Source organism: Terrabacter sp. P2_E3 (assembly GCF_056403915.1).
This window is the reverse complement of the sequence record NZ_JBFUEN010000002.1, coordinates 228,679-246,578: the sequence shown is the minus strand read 5'-3', so window position 1 is coordinate 246,578 and position 17,900 is coordinate 228,679. Positions and strand designations below refer to the sequence as shown.

At 70.1% G+C, this 17,900-nt stretch carries 27 protein-coding genes; 5 read left to right on the top strand and 22 right to left on the bottom strand.

The annotated features are described in order from the left end of the window. Positions 1-119: 119 nt before the first annotated feature. From alr to AC1DW8_RS02975, 3 genes are read left to right on the top strand one after another with little or no spacing between them, the layout of a single operon-like run. Positions 120-1,304, top strand: coding sequence for an alanine racemase (gene alr / locus AC1DW8_RS02985; protein ID WP_082619359.1), 1,185 nt, complete (start codon positions 120-122; stop codon positions 1,302-1,304). After that, on the top strand, positions 1,301-2,419 hold the full coding sequence (locus AC1DW8_RS02980) for a D-alanine--D-alanine ligase family protein (RefSeq protein ID WP_478091719.1): 1,119 nt from the start codon (positions 1,301-1,303) through the stop codon (positions 2,417-2,419). The genes alr and AC1DW8_RS02980 overlap by 4 nt, the downstream gene beginning before the upstream one ends. Continuing rightward, positions 2,416-3,213: a M15 family metallopeptidase gene (locus tag AC1DW8_RS02975; RefSeq protein WP_200958935.1), complete on the top strand. Its 798-nt coding sequence runs from the start codon at positions 2,416-2,418 to the stop codon at positions 3,211-3,213. Before AC1DW8_RS02980 ends, AC1DW8_RS02975 begins: the two co-directional genes overlap by 4 nt. Here the strand turns inward: AC1DW8_RS02975 and AC1DW8_RS02970 are convergent. Then, positions 3,182-3,526 carry an iron chaperone gene (locus tag AC1DW8_RS02970; RefSeq protein ID WP_056771057.1) on the bottom strand — a complete coding sequence of 115 codons (345 nt, stop codon included), beginning with the start codon at positions 3,524-3,526 and terminating at the stop codon, positions 3,182-3,184. The genes AC1DW8_RS02975 and AC1DW8_RS02970 overlap by 32 nt on opposite strands. Before the next feature lie 119 nt (positions 3,527-3,645). Here AC1DW8_RS02970 and AC1DW8_RS02965 point away from each other — a divergent pair, with 119 nt between their 5' ends. After that, the gene (locus tag AC1DW8_RS02965) at positions 3,646-3,867 is read left to right on the top strand and encodes a hypothetical protein (protein ID WP_056771060.1); all 222 of its coding nucleotides are present in this window, start codon (positions 3,646-3,648) and stop codon (positions 3,865-3,867) included. Between the two features lie 36 nt (positions 3,868-3,903). Continuing rightward, a complete protein-coding gene (locus AC1DW8_RS02960; RefSeq protein WP_056771065.1) occupies positions 3,904-4,644 on the top strand; it encodes a hypothetical protein in 741 nt (246 codons plus the stop codon). A 75-nt stretch (positions 4,645-4,719) separates the two neighbouring features. Here AC1DW8_RS02960 and AC1DW8_RS02955 read toward each other — a convergent pair whose 3' ends face one another. From AC1DW8_RS02955 to rpsS, 21 genes are all read right to left on the bottom strand, one after another. Further along, complete coding sequence (locus AC1DW8_RS02955; RefSeq protein WP_235508557.1) at positions 4,720-6,135, bottom strand: DHA2 family efflux MFS transporter permease subunit; 1,416 nt, start codon at positions 6,133-6,135, stop codon at positions 4,720-4,722. A 306-nt stretch (positions 6,136-6,441) separates the two neighbouring features. After that, positions 6,442-7,875, bottom strand: a complete 1,434-nt coding sequence (locus AC1DW8_RS02950; protein WP_056771068.1) for a serine hydrolase domain-containing protein — start codon at positions 7,873-7,875, stop codon at positions 6,442-6,444. 63 nt (positions 7,876-7,938) lie between these two features. Beyond that, positions 7,939-8,793, bottom strand: a complete 855-nt coding sequence (gene map, locus AC1DW8_RS02945) for a type I methionyl aminopeptidase (RefSeq protein ID WP_056771070.1) — start codon at positions 8,791-8,793, stop codon at positions 7,939-7,941. A 61-nt stretch (positions 8,794-8,854) separates the two neighbouring features. Next, the gene (locus AC1DW8_RS02940) at positions 8,855-9,424 is read right to left on the bottom strand and encodes an adenylate kinase (protein ID WP_056771072.1); all 570 of its coding nucleotides are present in this window, start codon (positions 9,422-9,424) and stop codon (positions 8,855-8,857) included. Next, a complete protein-coding gene (secY, locus tag AC1DW8_RS02935) occupies positions 9,424-10,746 on the bottom strand; it encodes a preprotein translocase subunit SecY (protein ID WP_056771074.1) in 1,323 nt (440 codons plus the stop codon). Before secY ends, AC1DW8_RS02940 begins: the two co-directional genes overlap by 1 nt. A 178-nt stretch (positions 10,747-10,924) precedes the next feature. Beyond that, complete coding sequence (gene rplO, locus AC1DW8_RS02930; RefSeq protein WP_020143225.1) at positions 10,925-11,401, bottom strand: 50S ribosomal protein L15; 477 nt, start codon at positions 11,399-11,401, stop codon at positions 10,925-10,927. A gap of 2 nt (positions 11,402-11,403) precedes the next feature. Beyond that, positions 11,404-11,586: a 50S ribosomal protein L30 gene (gene rpmD, locus AC1DW8_RS02925; RefSeq protein ID WP_020143226.1), complete on the bottom strand. Its 183-nt coding sequence runs from the start codon at positions 11,584-11,586 to the stop codon at positions 11,404-11,406. Then, on the bottom strand, positions 11,586-12,242 hold the full coding sequence (gene rpsE / locus AC1DW8_RS02920) for a 30S ribosomal protein S5 (RefSeq protein ID WP_020143227.1): 657 nt from the start codon (positions 12,240-12,242) through the stop codon (positions 11,586-11,588). Before rpsE ends, rpmD begins: the two co-directional genes overlap by 1 nt. Before the next feature lie 40 nt (positions 12,243-12,282). Beyond that, positions 12,283-12,657 (bottom strand): 50S ribosomal protein L18, encoded by a 375-nt coding sequence (rplR, locus tag AC1DW8_RS02915; RefSeq protein WP_056752819.1) that lies wholly within the window; start codon positions 12,655-12,657, stop codon positions 12,283-12,285. Positions 12,658-12,660: 3 nt separating this feature from the next. Further along, entirely contained in the window at positions 12,661-13,197 is a 537-nt protein-coding gene (gene rplF / locus AC1DW8_RS02910; protein ID WP_028785452.1) for a 50S ribosomal protein L6, read from the bottom strand. 12 nt (positions 13,198-13,209) lie between these two features. Then, the gene (rpsH, locus tag AC1DW8_RS02905) at positions 13,210-13,608 is read right to left on the bottom strand and encodes a 30S ribosomal protein S8 (protein WP_020143230.1); all 399 of its coding nucleotides are present in this window, start codon (positions 13,606-13,608) and stop codon (positions 13,210-13,212) included. Positions 13,609-13,741: 133 nt separating this feature from the next. Next, the gene (locus AC1DW8_RS02900) at positions 13,742-13,927 is read right to left on the bottom strand and encodes a type Z 30S ribosomal protein S14 (RefSeq protein WP_020143231.1); all 186 of its coding nucleotides are present in this window, start codon (positions 13,925-13,927) and stop codon (positions 13,742-13,744) included. Position 13,928: 1 nt separating this feature from the next. Continuing rightward, positions 13,929-14,489 carry a 50S ribosomal protein L5 gene (rplE, locus tag AC1DW8_RS02895; protein WP_056752812.1) on the bottom strand — a complete coding sequence of 187 codons (561 nt, stop codon included), beginning with the start codon at positions 14,487-14,489 and terminating at the stop codon, positions 13,929-13,931. A gap of 2 nt (positions 14,490-14,491) precedes the next feature. Further along, positions 14,492-14,872: a 50S ribosomal protein L24 gene (gene rplX / locus AC1DW8_RS02890; protein WP_056771076.1), complete on the bottom strand. Its 381-nt coding sequence runs from the start codon at positions 14,870-14,872 to the stop codon at positions 14,492-14,494. Positions 14,873-14,874: 2 nt separating this feature from the next. Beyond that, positions 14,875-15,243 (bottom strand): 50S ribosomal protein L14, encoded by a 369-nt coding sequence (gene rplN, locus AC1DW8_RS02885; protein WP_020143234.1) that lies wholly within the window; start codon positions 15,241-15,243, stop codon positions 14,875-14,877. A gap of 75 nt (positions 15,244-15,318) precedes the next feature. Beyond that, entirely contained in the window at positions 15,319-15,609 is a 291-nt protein-coding gene (gene rpsQ, locus AC1DW8_RS02880; protein WP_020143235.1) for a 30S ribosomal protein S17, read from the bottom strand. Beyond that, entirely contained in the window at positions 15,606-15,974 is a 369-nt protein-coding gene (gene rpmC, locus AC1DW8_RS02875) for a 50S ribosomal protein L29 (RefSeq protein WP_056771079.1), read from the bottom strand. The genes rpsQ and rpmC overlap by 4 nt, the downstream gene beginning before the upstream one ends. After that, entirely contained in the window at positions 15,974-16,393 is a 420-nt protein-coding gene (rplP, locus tag AC1DW8_RS02870) for a 50S ribosomal protein L16 (protein WP_020143237.1), read from the bottom strand. Before rplP ends, rpmC begins: the two co-directional genes overlap by 1 nt. A 2-nt stretch (positions 16,394-16,395) precedes the next feature. After that, positions 16,396-17,220, bottom strand: coding sequence for a 30S ribosomal protein S3 (gene rpsC, locus AC1DW8_RS02865; RefSeq protein WP_020143238.1), 825 nt, complete (start codon positions 17,218-17,220; stop codon positions 16,396-16,398). Then, on the bottom strand, positions 17,220-17,588 hold the full coding sequence (gene rplV / locus AC1DW8_RS02860; protein ID WP_020143239.1) for a 50S ribosomal protein L22: 369 nt from the start codon (positions 17,586-17,588) through the stop codon (positions 17,220-17,222). Before rplV ends, rpsC begins: the two co-directional genes overlap by 1 nt. Before the next feature lie 26 nt (positions 17,589-17,614). After that, positions 17,615-17,896: a 30S ribosomal protein S19 gene (gene rpsS, locus AC1DW8_RS02855; protein ID WP_020143240.1), complete on the bottom strand. Its 282-nt coding sequence runs from the start codon at positions 17,894-17,896 to the stop codon at positions 17,615-17,617. Between the last annotated feature and the right edge of the window lie 4 nt (positions 17,897-17,900).

The window sequence follows — 17,900 nt, the reverse complement described above, 5'->3', positions numbered from 1 at the left end:
AGGGCGCGTCCACAGCCGCGTTCTCCACCCGGGCTGCGCCGCGCTCCTCCCTGAGGAGGATGCCGAGCTCGGTCCACGGCCCGATGCGGGCCTCGGGCTCGCGCTCCTAGCGTCGAGTCATGATCGAGACAGACCCGTCGGCCACCGCCGCGCTCGCACCCCCGGGGCCCACCTCGCTGGCCGGCGAGCTCGCCGAGGCCGTCGTCGACCACGGGGCGATCGCGGCGAACGTCCGCGCCCTCCGCGCGACCGCCGGCACCCGGCTCATGGCCGTCGTCAAGGCCGACGCGTTCGGGCACGGTGCCGTGCCGGTCGCCCGCACCTGCCTCGCCGCCGGCGCGTCCTGGCTCGGGGTGACCCGCGTCGGCGAGGCGCTCGAGCTGCGTCGGGTCGGCATCACGGCTCCGGTCCTCGCGTGGCTCTTCGAGCCGTCCCGCGCCGAGGAGGCGGTCGCCGCAGACGTGGACCTCTCGGTGAGCAGCCCCGGTGACCTCGCAGCGGTCGCCCGCGCGACGGGACGCCCCCGCCTCCACCTCAAGCTCGACACCGGCCTGCACCGCAGCGGCTGCCCCGGCGAGGACTGGGCCGGGCTCGTGTCGGCCGCCGCGGCACTGGAGTCGGCCGGTCGGGTCCGGGTGGTCGGCCTGTGGTCCCACCTGTCGCACGGCGGCGAGCCGGACGCGGTGGCGACCCACCGCCAGCTGCTCATGTTCCGCGTCGGCGTCGACCTCGCCCGTGCCGCCGGACTGCGCCCCGAGGTCGTCCACCTCGCGAACACCGCTGCAGTGCAGGCAAACTCACGCCACACGGCATACGACCTCGTCCGGGTCGGAGCCGGGATCTACGGGATCGGCGACGGACTGAGCCCAGCGCTGACCCTGCGCACCCGGGTCGTGCAGGTGCGTCGTGTCGCGACGGGTCGCGGGGTCGGCTACGACCACGTCGGCCGCACGACGCGCGACACCCATCTGGCGCTCGTCCCGCTCGGCTACGCCGACGGGCTGCCACGCGCCGCGACGGGCCGGGCGAGCGTGTGGGTCGGCGGGCGACGGGCCCCGCTCATCGGCCGGGTCTGCATGGACCAGGTCGTCGTCGACGTGGGCCCGGAGCCGGTCCCGGTCGGCGCCGAGGTGCTCGTCCTCGGAGCGGGCGAGTGCGGCGAGCCGACCGCCCGCGACTGGGCGCGCTGGGCCGGCACCAACGAGCACGAGATCTACACGGGCATCGGCGCACGCGTCGAGCGCCGGCACGTCGGGCTCGCCCGGGGCATCCAGGTGCCCGGCGTCGGAACGGAGGAACGATGAGGGTCGCGGTCATCCACGGAGGCACGAGCACCGAGCACGACGTGTCCGTCGCGAGCGGTCAAGGGATCATCGCCGGCCTGCGCAGCGCCGGCCACGACGTCGTTCCCGTCCTCCTCGAGCGGTCGGGCGAGTGGCGGACCGGCGCGGGCTCGGGCGTGCTGCACGCCGCCGAGACGCTGCGAGGCTGCGACGTGGTGGTGCCCGCGCTGCACGGGGTGCTCGGCGAGGACGGAACGGTGCAGGGGTTCCTCGAGATCCTCGGGGTGCCCTACGTCGGCTCGCCCGTCGCGGCGAGCGCCGTGTGCCTGGACAAGCAGCTGACGAAGCTCGTCGTGGCCGCCGCCGGGGTGGCGGTCGCGCCGGGACTGTTCGTCCCCTCGGAGCGGGCGGTCGCCGCAACGCGCTCGGCCGCCGAGCTCCAGCGCCTCGTCGACGACGTGACCGCGGCGGGCCTGCTCGGCCCGCTCTTCGTCAAGCCGGTGCACGGGGGGTCGAGCGTGGGGGTCACCAGGGTCGACGCGAGCGCCGACGGCGGTCGCCGCCGGACGCCCGGGGCCCCGTCGGGTGCTCTGCCGGGCGCTCTGTCGGGCGCCCTGCCGGGCGGCGGCCTGTCGGACGCCCTGTCGCGGGCGCTCTCGACCGCTCTCGAGCACGGGACGGACGGAGTCCTCGTCGAGGCAGAGGTGGCCGGCCTCGAGGTCGACGTGCCGTTGCTCGAGCTGCCCGACGGGCAGGTGCGGTGCGGGCCCGCCCTGCTCGTCGAGAGCGACCCCGACGAGCCGTTCTTCACCGAGGCCGCCAAGTACGCCGGGGCCGGGACGAGGTTCACCGTGCCCGCTCCGCTCCCCCCGGAGCAGACGGCGCGCCTCGGTGAGTTGGCGACGACGGCGTACCGGGCGCTCGGGTGTCGCGGTCTCGCCCGTGTCGACTTCCTCGTGGGACCGGACGGGCCGGTGCTCAACGAGGTCAACACCTTCCCCGGTTTCACCCCGGCGTCGCAGTTCCCGCGGATGTGGGCCGCCGCCGGTCTGACCTACCCGGCGCTCGTCGACGTCCTCGTGCGCACCGCCGCCGGCCGGCCGGTCGACGCGCCCCGTGGTGTGGTCGTCGGATGAGCGCGTCGCCGAGCCGGACGTCGATGGGCAGCTCCACGAGCCCGCTGCTGCTCGCCGACCCACGGGTCAGCTCCATCCCCGTCGTCGAGGACGGATCCCCGCTGGTCGACCTCGCGAGCGTCGGGGTGCGGGTCGAGCACCAGCCCCCGCCACCACCACCAGGTCTCGGTCTGCCGGGCTCTGCACCGGACCGGGCGACCGCGCCCCCGCCCGGACCGCACCGGCTGGTCCGACGCACGCTCGCCGACCGTCTCGGCGAGGCCGGGGCCCTGCTCCCCGACGACCTGCACCTGCTCGTCGTCGAGGGACTTCGTCCGCTGGACACCCAGCGGATGATCCACGCCGCGTACCGGGCGCGCCTCGCGACCGAGCAGCCCGGGCTCGACGCTCACGCCCTCGACCGGCTGGCGAGCCGGTTCGTGGCCCCACCGGCCACGGCCCCGCACGTCAGCGGGGCCGCCGTCGACCTGACGCTCTGCGACGACGACGGGCGCCGGCTCGACCTCGGTTGCCCCGTCGACGCGACCCCCGAGGAGAGCGGCGGGGCGTGCTACTTCGACGCCCCGGGTCTCGACGACGAGGCACGCCACCTGCGGCGCGTGCTCGCCTGCGCCCTGGGCCCGGCGGGCCTCGTCAACTACCCGACCGAGTGGTGGCACTGGTCGTTCGGGGACCGCTACTGGGCCCACGTCACGGGCAGTCCGTTCGCGGTCCACGGACCGGTGGCTGCCCCCGACCACGCCTCGGACGCTGCCGCGACGCTCAGCCCTCGAGCTCGGCCCGGCGCAGGGTGACGATGCGCTCGATGACCTCGTCGGGGATCGGCTGGTCGACGGCGAAACGGATCGTGCCCTTGCTCAGGGAGTGCCCCGTGAGGTCGGGCGCGACGGCTTCGACGACGGCCGGGCTGAACGGGAAGACCGAGAGGTGCTTGGCCGCCGCCGTGATCCCGAGGAGCGGGCGGCCGGCGAGGCGCAGCGCCGGCATCCCGTAGCTCGTGCCCTCGTCCGCCTCGGGTGCCACGCGACGCGCGACGTCGACGACGTGCTGGAGGGCTGCGCGCTGGGCCGGCTCGAGTCCGCCGAGGTAGTCGCCGATCGTTCCCACCCGGCCATGGTCGCACCACCGTCGCCGCCACGGGCGGGTTCGCCACCCCCGGTCGCCCGGGTATGGGTGGGCGACCCCTCCACGGTCGTCGTCGTGACGACCCTCCACGAAAGGCCACCATGAGCGCTCGCACCCGCACGCGCACGCAGACCTCCACCGTCGTCGTGCTGCTCTGGCTCCTCATCGGCGTCTTCGCCGCCTTCCAGCGCGGCTACTTCGGCTCGTCCGACCCCAGCTGCAGCCGGCTGGCCACGACGGCCGTGACGATCGTCGCCGGACCGCTCAACTACATCGGGCTCGACCCGCGCATCGGCTGCTCGACGCCTCAGCCCTCGAAGTAGCCGGGAGCCGGCGGGTGGGAGCGGCATACTGGCCGGGTGACCGAGCCCGGCGCTGACGCCACCGTCCCACCCGCCACCTCCACGCCGTCACCGGCTCAGGAGACGCCGCCTGACCGCACGGACGCGGTCACGGCGCCCCCGTCGGCCGCGGAGAGCGTGGAGGACTACTACGCACGCATCGCGGCCGCGGCCGGCGCGGACGGTCGTCTTCCCGTCGCCGTCGAGGAGATGCCCGGCTGGGACATCTACCCCTACGAGATCGAGGGCCTGCGCCTCAAGCCGGTGCAGCCTCCGGCCGACGAGGAGCCGGCCCGGCGGGGCGAGCAGGCCCGCGACTGCTGGTGCGCCGACGGCTTCGGGGACGCCGACGACCGGCTCGTCTGGTCGAACGCCCGCTGGCGCCTCACCCTCTCCGTCGATACCGGCCTGCCGGTGATGCTCATGCTCATGCCGCTCGCGCACCACGACCTGCCCTCCCTGCCGGGCGACCTCGCCGCCGAGATGGGCCAGCTCGTCGTGGCGGTCTCCGACGCCGTCGAGCACGTGCCGAGCGTCGGCCGGGTCCAGCTGGCGAAGTACGGCGACGGCGGCGCGCACCTGCACCTGTTCTTCCTCGGCCGTCCCGCGCGCATGCTCCAGTTCCGCGGGTCACCCCTCATCGACTGGGAGGAGAACCTCCCCCGGGTCCCCCTCGACGTGCTCCGGGCGAACGCGCGCGTCGTCGCCGAGCGGATGGTCGTCCACGTCGGCGGCACGCCCGGGGGCCTCGGCCGCTAGAGCGCTCGCCGCTGGGCGGTAGGCCGGCGACCGCCGCGCCGTGCCGGCCCGGGTCGACGGCGCCTCGTGCCTTCCTCAGGCCCGGTTGATCGCGGGTCGCTCGAAGAAGAGGACGGCGACGACGCCGATGAGCAGGACCGCAGCGGGCAGCATCATCGACTCGGCCATCGCATCGGCGAAGCCGCTCGCGACCTGCGCCGGCATCGTCGCCCCGGACCCCTGCAGTCCGCCGAGCTGGCCGGAGATCCCCGGCAGGTCGGCGGCGAGCCGGGCCTCGATGAGGGCCGCGATGGCTGCGCTGCCGAGGACCGCACCGACCTGGCGGGTCGTGTTGTAGACGCCCGACCCGGCACCGGCCGACGACAGCGGCAGGTTGCGGGTGGCGGTCGCGCCGAGCGGGCCCCACATGAAGGCGTTGCCGACTCCCATGAGGGCCATGGGCAGGAGCAGCACCCACGTCTCGGTCTCGGGGTGCATGACGAGGGCGAGCCAGAGCAGCGACAGTGCCGTGAGGCCGATCCCGGCCGCGGTGATGCCGCGCGGGTGGACCCGGTCGGCGAGCCGGCCGGACACGGGGGCCAAGCCACCCGAGATGACGGCCATCGGCGCGAGCAGGAGCGCCGAGGCGGTCGGCGACATCCCGCGCACCGCCTGGGCGTAGAGCATGAGGGGGAAGGCCATCGCCGTGATGGAGAAGCCGATGGTCGTGATCGCGACGTTGGCGAGCGAGAAGTTGCGGTCGTCGAAGAGGCGCAGCGGCAACAGCGGCTCGCGGGTGTTGTGCGCCTGCCACCAGATGAAGACGCCGAGCACGAGCAGGCCGACGCCGATGAGGAGCGGCACGGAGACGAACCCGGAGATGGTCCCCCAGTCGTAGGTCTCGCCCTCCTGGACGCCGAACACGACGAGGAACATCCCGACCGCCGAGAGCGCGACGCCGATCCAGTCGAAGCTGTGGCTGTGCGTCTCGAGCCGCGGCACGAGCCGGGCGGCGAGCGCGAAGGCGACGACACCGACGGGCACGTTGATGAAGAAGATCCACTCCCACCCCGGACCGTCGACGAGCAGGCCGCCGACGACGGGACCCACGAGGATCGCCACGCCGGCCGTGGCACCCCACAGCGCCATGGCCTGACCGCGGGAGGCCGCGGGGAACGTGCGGGTGATGACGGCCATCGTCTGCGGCGTCAGCATCGAGGCGCCGAGTCCCTGCACGACGCGGGCGAGGATGAGCCCGGTGATCGTGCCGGTGAGCCCGCACCACAGGGAAGCGAGCGTGAAGACCGTCAGCCCGACGAGGTAGAGGTTCTTCGGTCCGTAGCGGTCGCCCAGCCGGCCGGTGATGAGCAGCGGCGTGGCGTAGGCGAGCAGGTAGGCGCTCGTGACCCAGATGACGCTGTTGACGTCGGTGTCGAGTCCCCTGAGGATCGCGGGGGTCGCCACCGACACGATGGTGGAGTCGACGAGGATCATGAAGAACCCGATGACCATCGCCCAGAGGGCCGGCCACGGGTTGTGCCCGTCGGGCACCCCGCCCAGCGGCGCCACGGGGGCGGCCCTGGGCGCCACGACCTCTCCCGTCGCGTCGCGTCCGGTCACGTCGGTGGTGCTGTCCTCACCGGCCACGATGGCCCCCTTCCGCTGCCTGACGCAGCACCTCTGATTGTCCACCCGGGCACCGACAGCCGTCAGGCTCCCGTCGAGGGTCCGTCCGTGGGTCCGTCCGTGGGTCCTTCCGTGGTCCTTCGAGCGGCCCGGGACGGACGCCCGACCGGCCCATGACGGCGCGGGCCCGCCTCAGGCGTACGACCAGCGCGTCGCCAGCCACAGCGGGTCGTTGCCGGTGAGCGGCACCATCCGCCAGGTCAGATCGGCGTCGGCGCCGCGCAGCCGCGCCTCGATGCGGAAGCGGTGGGGCGTCTCGACGGCGATGACCTCCGCGCGGAAGGTGTCCTCGTCGACCCAGCCGCCACTCGAGACGACCGGCAGGGTCGCGCCCGCGGCCACGAGCTCCCCCTCACGCCACAGCCCTCGCCCCACAGGGACGCGCAGCCACTCACCGCGCCGGCTGAGCCCGAGCACGACGTCGGGGCCGTCGCGCGTCACGGAGACGGCGGTGTAGTCGGCCGACAGGTCGGAGCCCTCCGAGCGGGTGAACTCGGCGTACTCCGGACCGAGCGCGTCCCCGGACATCGCGGGGATCTCGAGACCGGCGAGGCGCTCGGTGAGGGCACGGTCGGAGTCGGCGGAACCGCTCCCGCCGATGGCCGGCACGACGTGGGCCCACAGCCCGTCGAGGGTGGACTGCATGCGCGACTGCTCGGCGGTGATCGCCACGACCGTGTCGTGCTCGGGCAGCACGACGAGGAACTGGCCGTAGGCACCGTCGCCGCGGTAGCCGTGGCGCTGCATCCAGAACGAGTAGCCGTAGCCGCGGCGCCAGTCGTCGTCCGCGTCGGGGTCCTCGCTGACCGGTCCGAACCCCCGGGTGGCCTCGGCGACCCACGCCTCGGCCAGCAGCTGGCGCCCCTCCCACCGGCCGCGGTCGAGGTAGAGCTGGGCGATGGAGGCGATGGCCTCGGTGGTCAGGTGCGACCCGGTGAACCCGAGCTCGCGCCCGAGCGGGTCGCGGTGCCAGGGGATGTCGGGCAGCCCGAGGGGCGCGAGCAGCCGCGGTCGCAGCATCTCGACCAGGCTGACCCCGACGACACGCCGCACGATGACGGCGAGCAGGTAGGTCGCCACCTGGTTGTAGGCGAAGACCGTCCCCGGCTGCCGGGTCGGCCGGGTCGCGAAGACGCGCGGGACCCAGTCGTCGCCGTCGCCGCCCTCGCTGCCGCTCAGCCGGTCGAAGACGTGTGCCCACGCATCCTCCTCGTGCCCGACGGTCATCGAGAGGCAGTGCGTGATCCGCACGTCCTCCCAGCCGTCGGCCACCAGGGCGCGGTCGAGCTCGGGGAAGTGGTCGAGGACCCGGTCGTCGAGCGACAGGCGCCCCTCCTGCACGAGGAAGCCGACGGCCGTGGCCGTCACCGTCTTCGAGAGGGAGTACGCGAGGTGGACGCGGCCGGCGGCATACGGCCTCCACCAGCCCTCCGCGACGACGTGTCCGTGACGCACGACCATGAGGCTGTGCAGCCCGAGGTGGTCACGCTCGGCGGCGTCGACGAACGCGTGGATGCCGGCGGCGTCGACGCCCTGCGCCGACGGGGTGCTGCGGGGAAGGCTCACGAGCGTGAGGCTACGCGTCCGGAGCCCGTAGGTGGGTCGGTGACGGCCCCGAGTCGCGCGCGGTCAGGCGGTGACGTCGAGGGGGGCGTATGCCGCCCCGGCGGCCGCGAGGGCAGCCTGGCCACCGTCGACGGCCGTGAGGATCCACAGGCCGTCGTCGCGGACGGCGACCGAGTGCTCCCAGTGCGCGGCCCGCGTGCCGTCGAGCGTCACCACGGTCCAGTCGTCGGCGAGCACCTTGGTGTCGATGCCGCCGAGGGTGACCATCGGCTCGATGGCACCGGTGAAGCCGTCGACGAGCTTGGGGCCCGTCTCGCGCACCGCGTAGTTCGGGATCTGGGGATCCATGTGCATCTGGGTGCCGATGCCGTGGCCGACGTACTCGTCGATGACGCCGTAGGTGCGACCGTCGCGCTCGGCGGCAGCCTCGATGCTCGCCTCGACGGCGTCACCGACGGCGTAGAGACGACCGCCGACCTGCATCGCGGCGATCCCGGCGTAGAGGCTGGCCTCGGTGGCGTCGATGAGGGCGAGGTCCTCGGGACGACCCGCCTCGCGCCCGCCGACGACGGCGGTGAAGGCCGCATCGCCGTTCCAGCCCTTGACCTCGGCGCCGCAGTCGACCGAGACGATGTCGCCGGCCTCGAGGACGCGCGGACCCGGGATGCCGTGGACGACCTCGTCGTTGACGCTCGTGCACAGCGTGTGGCTGTAGCCGGGGACGAGCTGGAAGTTGGGGATGCCGCCGTTGCTGCGGATGAAGTCCTCCGCGAGGCGGTCCAGCTCGAGCGTCGTCAGGCCCGGACGCAGCTCGCTCGCGAGCAGCTCGAGCGTGCGCCCGACGAGCAGGCCGGCCTCACGCATGAGGCGGAGCTGCTCGTCGGTGCGGCCCTGGAGCCGGTTCCGGCGTCCGAACATCGGTGGTCCTTGTCGGTGACGACACCCGACGACGCCTGACGGCGGCGTCGCTGCGGTGTGCTCAGGCGTGCTGCGGCAGGGCCGCGATGACACGGTCGGTGACGTCGTCGACGGCACCCATGCCGTCGACCTTGACGAGGAGGCCGGCGACCTCGTAGTGCTCCGCGAGGGGCGCGGTCTCCTTGCGGTAGATCGCCTGGCGCTCGCGGATGACGTCCTCGGTGTCGTCGGCGCGACCCTCGGTCTCGGCGCGCTTGAGCAGTCGCTCGACGATGGCGTCCTCGTCGACCTCGAGCTCGAGGACCGCGTCGAGCGCGTGCCCGTGCCGCGACAGCATCTCGTCGAGCGCGTCGACCTGGCCCGCGGTGCGCGGGTAGCCGTCGAGGAGGAAGCCGTGGGCGGCGTCGTCCCAGGTGAGCCGGTCCTCGACGATCTCGTTGGTGATGTCGTCGGAGACGTAGCCGCCGGACGTGATGATCTCGTGGACCTTGACGCCGAGCGGGGTCTGGTCCTTGATGTTGGCGCGGAAGATGTCGCCGGTCGAGATGGCCGGGATGCCGAGGCGCTCGGCGATCCGGGCGGCCTGCGTGCCCTTACCGGCGCCGGGCGGGCCGAGGATGATCAGTCGCATTAACGGAGGAACCCTTCGTAGTGACGCTGCTGCAGCTGCGCCTCGATCTGCTTCACCGTCTCCAGGCCCACACCGACGACGATGAGGATCGAGGTGCCACCGAACGGGAAGTTCTGGTTGGCGCCGACGAGGACGAGGGCCACGAGCGGGATGAGCGAGACGATCGCGAGGTAGATGGCACCCGGCACGGTGATTCGGGTCAGGACGTAGTTGAGGTACTCGGCCGTGGGTCGCCCGGCCCGGATACCCGGGATGAAGCCGCCGTACTTCTTCATGTTGTCCGCGACCTCGGTCGGGTTGAACGTGATGGACACGTAGAAGAACGTGAAGAAGAGGATGAGCGCGACATAGGTCGCCATGTAGAAGGGGTGGTCACCCTTGACGAGGTTCTCCTGCACCCACGAGACCCAGCCCGGGTTGTTGCCGTCGGCGCGGGTGTTGAACTGCGCGACGAGACCCGGCAGGGCGAGCAGGGAGCTGGCGAAGATGACCGGGATGACGCCGGCCATGTTGACCTTGAGCGGGATGTACGTGGACGTGCCGCCGTACATCCGGCGTCCGACCATCCGCTTGGCGTACTGCACCGGGATGCGGCGCTGGGACTGCTCGACGAAGACGACCGCGGCGATGACGAAGACACCGAGGATGAGGATGCCGAGGAAGGTGCCCCAGCCCTTGTTCTCCTTGATGGCCCAGAGCGAGGCGGGGAAGCCGGCGGCGATCGAGGTGAAGATCATGAGGGACATGCCGTTGCCGACGCCCTTGTCGGTGATGAGCTCGCCGAACCACATGATGAGGCCGGTGCCGGCCGTCATGGTCAGGACCATGATGAGGATCGTGACCATCGACTGGTCGGTCATGATCGAGTCGCAGGAGCCGCCGAAGAGGCTGGACGGGTTGCGCGCGAAGGTGACGAGGGTCGCCGACTGGAGGATCGCGAGACCGATCGTCAGGTAGCGGGTGTACTGCGTCAGCTTGCTCTGCCCCGACTGGCCCTCCTCCTTGAGCGCCTCGAAGCGCGGGATGACGACCGTGAGCAGCTGGATGATGATGCTGGCCGTGATGTACGGCATGATCCCGAGCGCGAACACGGACAGCTGCAGCAGCGCACCGCCGCTGAAGAGGTTGGCCAGGTTCAGGAAGCCGCTCTGGTCGCCGCTCTGACCCTTGGTGGCCTGCAGGCAGTCCTGCACGAGGCCGTAGCTGATGCCCGGCGTCGGCACGTGTGATCCGAGCCGGAACAGCACGATGATGCCGAGCGTGAAGAGCAGCTTCTTGCGCAGGTCCGGGGTACGGAACGCGCGTGCGAAGGCGGCGAGCACTGGGTCCTCCTGGGGGGCCGCGCGGTGGCGCGGCGTAAGTCATGCAATCCGTGGAAGGTTAACGCAAAGGCGCAACGCCCCGGGCTCCCACCGCGGTGGCCGACGTCACGTCGGCTCGCGGGTCGGGCGCCCGGGGCGCTGCTCACACGAGATGTGTGGTGTTCACTGAAGCCTGGTCTCAGCCGGCGAGGGCCGTGACCGTGCCGCCGGCGGCCTCGATCTTCTCCTTGGCGGAGGCCGAGAACTTGTGTGCCTCGACCTCGACCTTGACGGAGATCTCGCCCGTGCCGAGGACCTTCACGGGGAAGCCGTCACGGACGGCACCCTTGGCGACGAGGTCGGCGACGGACACCTGACCACCCTCCGGGAAGAGCAGCTGCAGGCGGTCCAGGTTCACGACCTGGTACTCCGTGCGGAACGGGTTCTTGAATCCGCGGAGCTTCGGGAGGCGCATGTGCATCGGCATCGAGCCGCCCTCGAAACGCTCCGGGACCTGGTAACGGGCCTTCGTGCCCTTGGTACCACGACCAGCGGTCTTGCCCTTGGAGCCCTCACCACGACCGACGCGGGTCTTGGCGGTCTTGGCTCCGGGGGCCGGACGCAGGTGGTGGACCTTGAGGGCGGACTCGCCCGACTTCTTGGCGTTGTCGGCCATGGTCAGTCAACCTCCTCGACGGACACGAGGTGCGTGACCGTCTTGACCATCCCGCGGATCTCGGGACGGTCCTCCTTGACGACGACGTCGCCAATGCGCTTCAGACCGAGGCTGCGCAGCGTGTCACGCTGGTTCTGCTTGCCACCGATCTCGGAACGGGTCTGGGTCACCTTGAGACGAGCCATCACGCACCAGCCTTCGCAGCCTGGGCCTCAGCCATACCGGCGGCACGGGCCTTGAGCATGGCCGCCGGAGCGACCTCCTCGAGGGTCTTGCCACGACGGGCAGCGACCGACTCGGGGCGCTCGAGCTCGCGCAGGGCCTGGGCCGTGGCGTGCACGATGTTGATGGCGTTGTCGGAGCCCAGCGACTTGCTGAGGACGTCGTGGACGCCGGCGCACTCGAGCACCGCACGCACCGGGCCACCGGCGATGACACCGGTACCGGGGGCGGCGGGGCGGAGCATGACGACACCAGCGGCGGCCTCACCCTGGACGGGGTGCGGGATGGTGCCCTGGATGCGGGGGACCTTGAAGAAGTTCTTCTTGGCCTCCTCGACACCCTTGGCGATGGCCGCGGGAACTTCCTTGGCCTTGCCGTAGCCGACGCCCACCGTGCCGTCACCGTCACCGACGACGACGAGGGCGGTGAAGCTGAAGCGACGACCACCCTTGACGACCTTGGCGACACGGTTGATGGTCACGACGCGCTCGACGTACTGGTTCTTGTCGTCACGGCTGTCGCGGTTGTCGCGGCCGCCGCGGTTGTCACGGCGGTCTCCGCGCTCGGTGCGCTCGCCGCCACCGGCGGGGCCGGTGCCTCGACGCTGCTGTCCGGGCATCAGATGTTCCTCATCTCAACAATTGCGTTCACGAAGTTGCTCACAGGGACAGACCGCCTTCGCGGGCGCCCTCGGCGATCGCCGCGACACGGCCGTGGTACTTGTTGCCACCACGGTCGAACACGACGGCCTCGATACCGGCGTCCTTGGCACGGGCGGCCACGAGCTCGCCGACCTTCTTGGCCTTGGCCGTCTTGTCACCGTCGAAGGAGCGCAGGTCGGCCTCCATCGTCGAGGCCGAGGCCACGGTCTTGCCGACGGTGTCGTCGACGACCTGGACGAAGAGGTGACGGCTCGAGCGCGACACGACGAGGCGGGGACGCGCCGCGGTGCCGGCGATCTTCTTGCGACCGCGAACCTGGCGACGGATGCGGGCGGCAGCCTTGGACTTACCGCGCTTGATGATCATTGCCATGGCTTACTTACCGGCCTTTCCGACCTTGCGACGGATCTGCTCGCCCGCGTAGCGAACGCCCTTGCCCTTGTACGGGTCGGGCTTGCGCAGCTTGCGGATGTTCGCCGCGACCTCACCGACGAGCTGCTTGTCGATGCCCTGCACCGAGAAGCGAGTCGGGTTCTCGACGGCGAAGCTGATGCCGGCGGGAGCCTGGATGAGGATCGGGTGCGAGTATCCGAGCGAGAACTCGAGGTCCGAGCCCTTCGCGGCGACACGGTAACCCGTGCCGTGGATCTCCATCTTCTTCTCGTAGCCCTCGGTGACACCGAGGACCATGTTGTTGATGAGCGACCGGGTCAGGCCGTGGCGCGAGCGCGAGTCGCGCTCGTCGTTGGGGCGCTTGACCTCGAGGTTGCCCTCGCCCAGCTCGACCGTGATCGGCTGCACGACGGTCAGGGAGAGCTCACCCTTGGGGCCCTTGACGATGACGTCCTGGCCCTCGACCTTGACGTCCACACCCGAGGGGATGGAGACCGGAAGTCGTCCGATTCGCGACATGTCAGTGTCTCCTTACCAGACGTAGGCGAGGACTTCCCCACCCACGCCCTTCTCGTGTGCCTGGCGGTCGGTCAGCAGACCGTTCGACGTCGACAGGATCGCGACGCCGAGGCCACCGAGAACCTTGGGCAGGTTCGTCGACTTGGCGTAGACGCGCAGACCGGGCTTGCTCACGCGACGCACGCCGGCGATGGAGCGCTCGCGGTTCGGGCCGTACTTGAGGTCGATGGTCAGCGTCTGGCCGACCTCGGCCTCCTCGATCTTCCACGAGGCGATGTAGCCCTCGCTCTGGAGGATCTCGGCGATGTTCTTCTTCAGCTTCGAGTACGGCATGGAGACGACGTCGTGGTGCGCCGAGTTGGCGTTCCGGACGCGGGTCAGCATGTCCGCAATCGGGTCAGTCATGGTCATGTGGGCTCTCCGCCCTTCCTCACCGGGGTTTCGACCGGGGCTATCTGCCCGGCGACGGCTGGGCCGTCGTGTGGCCGACCTACGGTGTCAGAGGTGTGTTGGTCTTGGGGTTGCTCTGGGCTCGGGGAGCCGATTACCAGGAGCTCTTGGTCACGCCCGGCAGCTCGCCCGCGTGAGCCATCTCGCGAAGGCAGATGCGGCAGAGGCCGAACTTGCGGTACACCGAGTGCGGGCGACCGCACTTCTGGCAACGGGTGTACGCGCGGACCTTGAACTTCGGCTTCCGGTTCGCCTTGTTAACGAGCGCGGTCTTGGCCATGTCAGTTCTCCTTGAAGGGGAAGCCGAGCTGCTTGAGCAGCGCGCGACCCTCGTCATCGTTGGTCGCCGTGGTGACCACGGTGATGTCCATGCCTCGCACGCGGTCGATCCGGTCCTGGTCGATCTCGTGGAACATCGACTGCTCGGTCAGGCCGAACGTGTAGTTGCCGTTGCCGTCGAACTGCTTCGGCGAGAGGCCACGGAAGTCACGGATGCGCGGGAGGGCGATCGTCACGAGACGGTCGAGGAACTCCCACATGCGGTCACCGCGAAGCGTCGTGTGGGCGCCGATGGGCATGCCCTCACGCAGCTTGAACTGGGCGATCGACTTGCGAGCCTTCGTCACGACCGGCTTCTGACCGGTGATGGCGGTGAGGTCGCGGACGGCACCCTCGATGAGCTTGCTGTCCTTGGCCGCGTCGCCGACACCCATGTTGACGACGACCTTGACGACGCCGGGAACCTGCATGACGTTGGCGTAGCCGAACTGCTCGAGCATCGAGCTCTTGATCTCGTCCTGGTAGCGCTGCTGAAGGCGCGGCTTGGTGCTGGTGTCAGTCATTCTCAGAGGTCCTTGTCCGACTTGACCGCGACACGGACGCGGGACGCCTTCTGACGGCCATTGCGCTCGACGGTCTCGACACGCGTCTTGACGCGGGTCGGCTTCTTCGACTCGGGGTCGACGATCGCCACGTTGCTCACGTGGATCGCGGCCTCGGTGTGCGTCAGGCCACCGGTGCGGGTGCCACGGGCGGTCGCGCCGGCCTTGACGTGCTTGGTGACGCGGTTGATGCCCTCGACCAGCACACGCTGGGTCTCGGGGTAGACCGCGATGACCTTGCCCTGCTTGCCCCGGTCGCCGCCGTTCTTCTGGCTGCGGCCGGAGATGACCTGGACGAGGTCACCCTTCTTGATCTTCATCTTGCTGATGGTGGTCTTCGCCATGTTCACAGCACCTCCGGCGCGAGCGAGATGATCTTCATGAACTTCTTCTCGCGCAGCTCGCGGCCCACCGGGCCGAAGATGCGGGTACCACGAGGGTCACCGTCGGCCTTGAGGATCACCGCAGCGTTCTCGTCGAACTTGATGTAGGAACCGTCGGCGCGGCGACGCTCCTTGACGGTGCGGACGATGACGGCCTTGACGACGTCACCCTTCTTCACGTTGCCGCCAGGGATCGCGTCCTTGACGGTGGCGACGATGGTGTCGCCGATGCCGGCGTAGCGACGGCCCGAGCCGCCGAGAACACGGATGCAAAGGATTTCCTTGGCACCGGTGTTGTCGGCGACGCGCAGCCGCGACTCCTGCTGAATCACTGTCTAACTCCTGTCGTCGTGCTGGTTCTCACCGGTTGCCCGGATGAGCCTTGCCGAACGGAAATGGGGGGTGGCTTACTTGGCCTTCTCGAGGATCTCGACAATGCGCCAGTGCTTCGTCGCGGAGAGCGGACGCGTCTCCATGATGAGCACGCGGTCGCCCACGCCGGCCTCGTTCTGCTCGTCGTGCGCCTTGACCTTGCTGGTGCGGCGGATGACCTTGCTGTAGAGCGCGTGCTTGACGCGGTCCTCGACCTCGACGACGACGGTCTTGTCCATCTTGTCGCTCACCACGTAGCCCTGACGGGTCTTGCGGTAGTTGCGCTCACTCGCCTGGTCGCTCACGACCTTCTCCTGCTCGCTCATGCGTCAGCCTCCTGCGCCTTGTCAGCCTTCTTGGCCTTCTTCTCGGCCTTGTCAGCCTTCTCGGCCTTGTCGGCCTTCTTGTCGGCCTTGGCAGCCTTCTTCTCGACCTTCTCGGCCTTCTCGGGCGCCTTGGGGGCGGCGGGGGCCGAGCCGATGCCGAGCTCGCGCTCACGCATCTCGGTGTAGATGCGCGCGATGTCCTTCTTGACGGCGCGCAGACGGCCGTGGTTGTCCAGCTGGCCGGTGGCCGACTGGAAACGCAGGTTGAACAGTTCTTCCTTGGCCTTCTTCAGCTCGTCCGCCAGCTTCGTGTCGTCCAGACCACGCAGCTGCTCGGGAGCCAGGTCCTTGGTTCCGACTGCCATCAGATGTCACCACCCTCACGCTGAACGAAGCGGCACTTCATGGGGAGCTTGTGCATCGCGAGGCGCATGGCCTCACGCGCCACCGGCTCCGCCACGCCCGAGATCTCGAACATGACGCGACCCGGCTTGACGTTGGCGATCCACCACTCCGGCGAACCCTTACCGGAACCCATGCGGGTCTCGGCGGGCTTCTTGGTGAGCGGACGGTCGGGGTAGATGTTGATCCACACCTTGCCGCCACGCTTCATGTAGCGGGTCATCGCGATACGAGCGGACTCGATCTGACGGTTGGTCACGTAGGCCGGCTCGAGAGCCTGGATGCCGTAGTCACCGAAGGCGATCGTCGTGCCACCCTTGGCCGCACCGTGGCGGTTCGGGTGGTGCTGCTTGCGGTGCTTGACTCGACGGGGAATCAACATGGTCAGGCCTGCTCATTCTCGGTGCTGGCCGCGGCGGGGGCCTCGGCAGCAGCGGTCTCGTTCACTGCCGGAGCAGCGGCGGTCTCGTTGCGGTCACCACGACGGGCGCGGTTCGGACGGTCACCGCCGTCACGACGCGGACCACGCGACGGGCGCGGAGCGGCGGCCTGCTGGGCAGCGAGCTCCTTGGCCGTCATGTCGCCCTTGTAGATCCACACCTTGACGCCGATGCGGCCGAACGTGGTGCGGGCCTCGTAGAAGCCGTAGTCGATCTGCGCACGCAGGGTGTGCAGCGGGACGCGGCCCTCGCGGTAGAACTCGGTGCGGCTCATCTCGGCGCCGTTGAGACGGCCGGAGACCTGCACGCGGATGCCCTTGGCGCCGGCGCGCTGGGCGGACTGCATGCCCTTGCGCATGGCGCGACGGAACGCGACACGGGCCGAGAGCTGCTCGGCGATGCCCTGGGCGACCAGCTGCGACACGATCTCGGGGTTCTTGACCTCGAGGATGTTGAGCTGGACCTGCTTGCCCGTGAGCTTCTCGAGCTCACCGCGGATGCGGTCGGCCTCGGCGCCGCGGCGACCGATGACGATGCCGGGGCGGGCGGTGTGGATGTCCACGCGGACGCGGTCACGGGTGCGCTCGATCTCGACCGATGCGATGCCGGCGCGCTCCATGCCCTTCTCCATCAGGCGACGGATCGAGACATCTTCCTTGACGTAGTCGCGGTAGCGCTGACCCGACTTCGTCGAGTCTGCGAACCAGCGGCTCTTGTGGTCGGTGGTGATGCCCAGACGGAAGCCGTGCGGGTTGACCTTCTGACCCATCAGCGGGCTCCCTTCGTGTTCTCCGGCTGCGTGACGACCACGGTGATGTGGCTCGTGCGCTTGTTGATGCGACCGGCGCGGCCCTGGGCGCGCGGCCGGAATCGCTTCATCGTCGGGCCCTCGTCCACGAACGCGGCCGTGATGACGAGGTTGCGCTCGTCGAAGGCGACCGACTCGCGGTCAGCCTTGACCCGCGCGTTGGCGATGGCGCTCTCGAGCACCTTCTTGACCGGCTCGGAGGCCGACTGCGGGGCGAAGGTGAGCACCGTGACGGCGTCGGTGGCGGCCTTGCCGCGGATCAGGTCCACGACACGGCGAGCCTTCTGCGGGCTGACACGGACGTGCCGCGCCGAAGCCTTGGCTTCCATGACTTCTTCCTTGGATTCGGTGGCCATCAGCGACGACGACCCTTCTTGTCGTCCTTCACGTGACCCTTGAACGTGCGGGTCGGTGCGAACTCGCCGAGCTTGTGGCCGACCATCGACTCGGTGACGAACACCGGGACGTGCTTGCGGCCGTCGTGGACGGCGAAGGTGTGGCTCAGCATGTCCGGGCTGATGACCGAACGACGCGACCAGGTCTTGATGACGTTCTTGGTGCCCGCTTCGTTCTGGGCGTCCACCTTCTTCTGAAGGTGGTCGTCGATGAAGGGGCCCTTCTTCAGGCTACGAGGCATTCCA

Coding starts and splice junctions, on each gene's coding strand:
- alr (WP_082619359.1), top strand. CDS start 120: ATGATCGAGACAGACCCGTCGGCCACCGCCGCGCTCGCACCCCCGGGG.
- AC1DW8_RS02980 (WP_478091719.1), top strand. CDS start 1,301: ATGAGGGTCGCGGTCATCCACGGAGGCACGAGCACCGAGCACGACGTG.
- AC1DW8_RS02975 (WP_200958935.1), top strand. CDS start 2,416: ATGAGCGCGTCGCCGAGCCGGACGTCGATGGGCAGCTCCACGAGCCCG.
- AC1DW8_RS02965 (WP_056771060.1), top strand. CDS start 3,646: ATGAGCGCTCGCACCCGCACGCGCACGCAGACCTCCACCGTCGTCGTG.
- AC1DW8_RS02955 (WP_235508557.1), bottom strand. CDS start 6,135: ATGGTCATCGGGTTCTTCATGATCCTCGTCGACTCCACCATCGTGTCG.
- map (WP_056771070.1), bottom strand. CDS start 8,793: ATGTTCGGACGCCGGAACCGGCTCCAGGGCCGCACCGACGAGCAGCTC.
- AC1DW8_RS02940 (WP_056771072.1), bottom strand. CDS start 9,424: ATGCGACTGATCATCCTCGGCCCGCCCGGCGCCGGTAAGGGCACGCAG.
- rplO (WP_020143225.1), bottom strand. CDS start 11,401: ATGGCCGACAACGCCAAGAAGTCGGGCGAGTCCGCCCTCAAGGTCCAC.
- rpmD (WP_020143226.1), bottom strand. CDS start 11,586: ATGGCTCGTCTCAAGGTGACCCAGACCCGTTCCGAGATCGGTGGCAAG.
- rpsE (WP_020143227.1), bottom strand. CDS start 12,242: ATGCCCGGACAGCAGCGTCGAGGCACCGGCCCCGCCGGTGGCGGCGAG.
- rplR (WP_056752819.1), bottom strand. CDS start 12,657: ATGGCAATGATCATCAAGCGCGGTAAGTCCAAGGCTGCCGCCCGCATC.
- rplF (WP_028785452.1), bottom strand. CDS start 13,197: ATGTCGCGAATCGGACGACTTCCGGTCTCCATCCCCTCGGGTGTGGAC.
- rpsH (WP_020143230.1), bottom strand. CDS start 13,608: ATGACCATGACTGACCCGATTGCGGACATGCTGACCCGCGTCCGGAAC.
- AC1DW8_RS02900 (WP_020143231.1), bottom strand. CDS start 13,927: ATGGCCAAGACCGCGCTCGTTAACAAGGCGAACCGGAAGCCGAAGTTC.
- rplE (WP_056752812.1), bottom strand. CDS start 14,489: ATGACTGACACCAGCACCAAGCCGCGCCTTCAGCAGCGCTACCAGGAC.
- rplX (WP_056771076.1), bottom strand. CDS start 14,872: ATGGCGAAGACCACCATCAGCAAGATGAAGATCAAGAAGGGTGACCTC.
- rpsQ (WP_020143235.1), bottom strand. CDS start 15,609: ATGAGCGAGCAGGAGAAGGTCGTGAGCGACCAGGCGAGTGAGCGCAAC.
- rpmC (WP_056771079.1), bottom strand. CDS start 15,974: ATGGCAGTCGGAACCAAGGACCTGGCTCCCGAGCAGCTGCGTGGTCTG.
- rplP (WP_020143237.1), bottom strand. CDS start 16,393: ATGTTGATTCCCCGTCGAGTCAAGCACCGCAAGCAGCACCACCCGAAC.
- rpsC (WP_020143238.1), bottom strand. CDS start 17,220: ATGGGTCAGAAGGTCAACCCGCACGGCTTCCGTCTGGGCATCACCACC.
- rplV (WP_020143239.1), bottom strand. CDS start 17,588: ATGGAAGCCAAGGCTTCGGCGCGGCACGTCCGTGTCAGCCCGCAGAAG.
- rpsS (WP_020143240.1), bottom strand. CDS start 17,896: ATGCCTCGTAGCCTGAAGAAGGGCCCCTTCATCGACGACCACCTTCAG.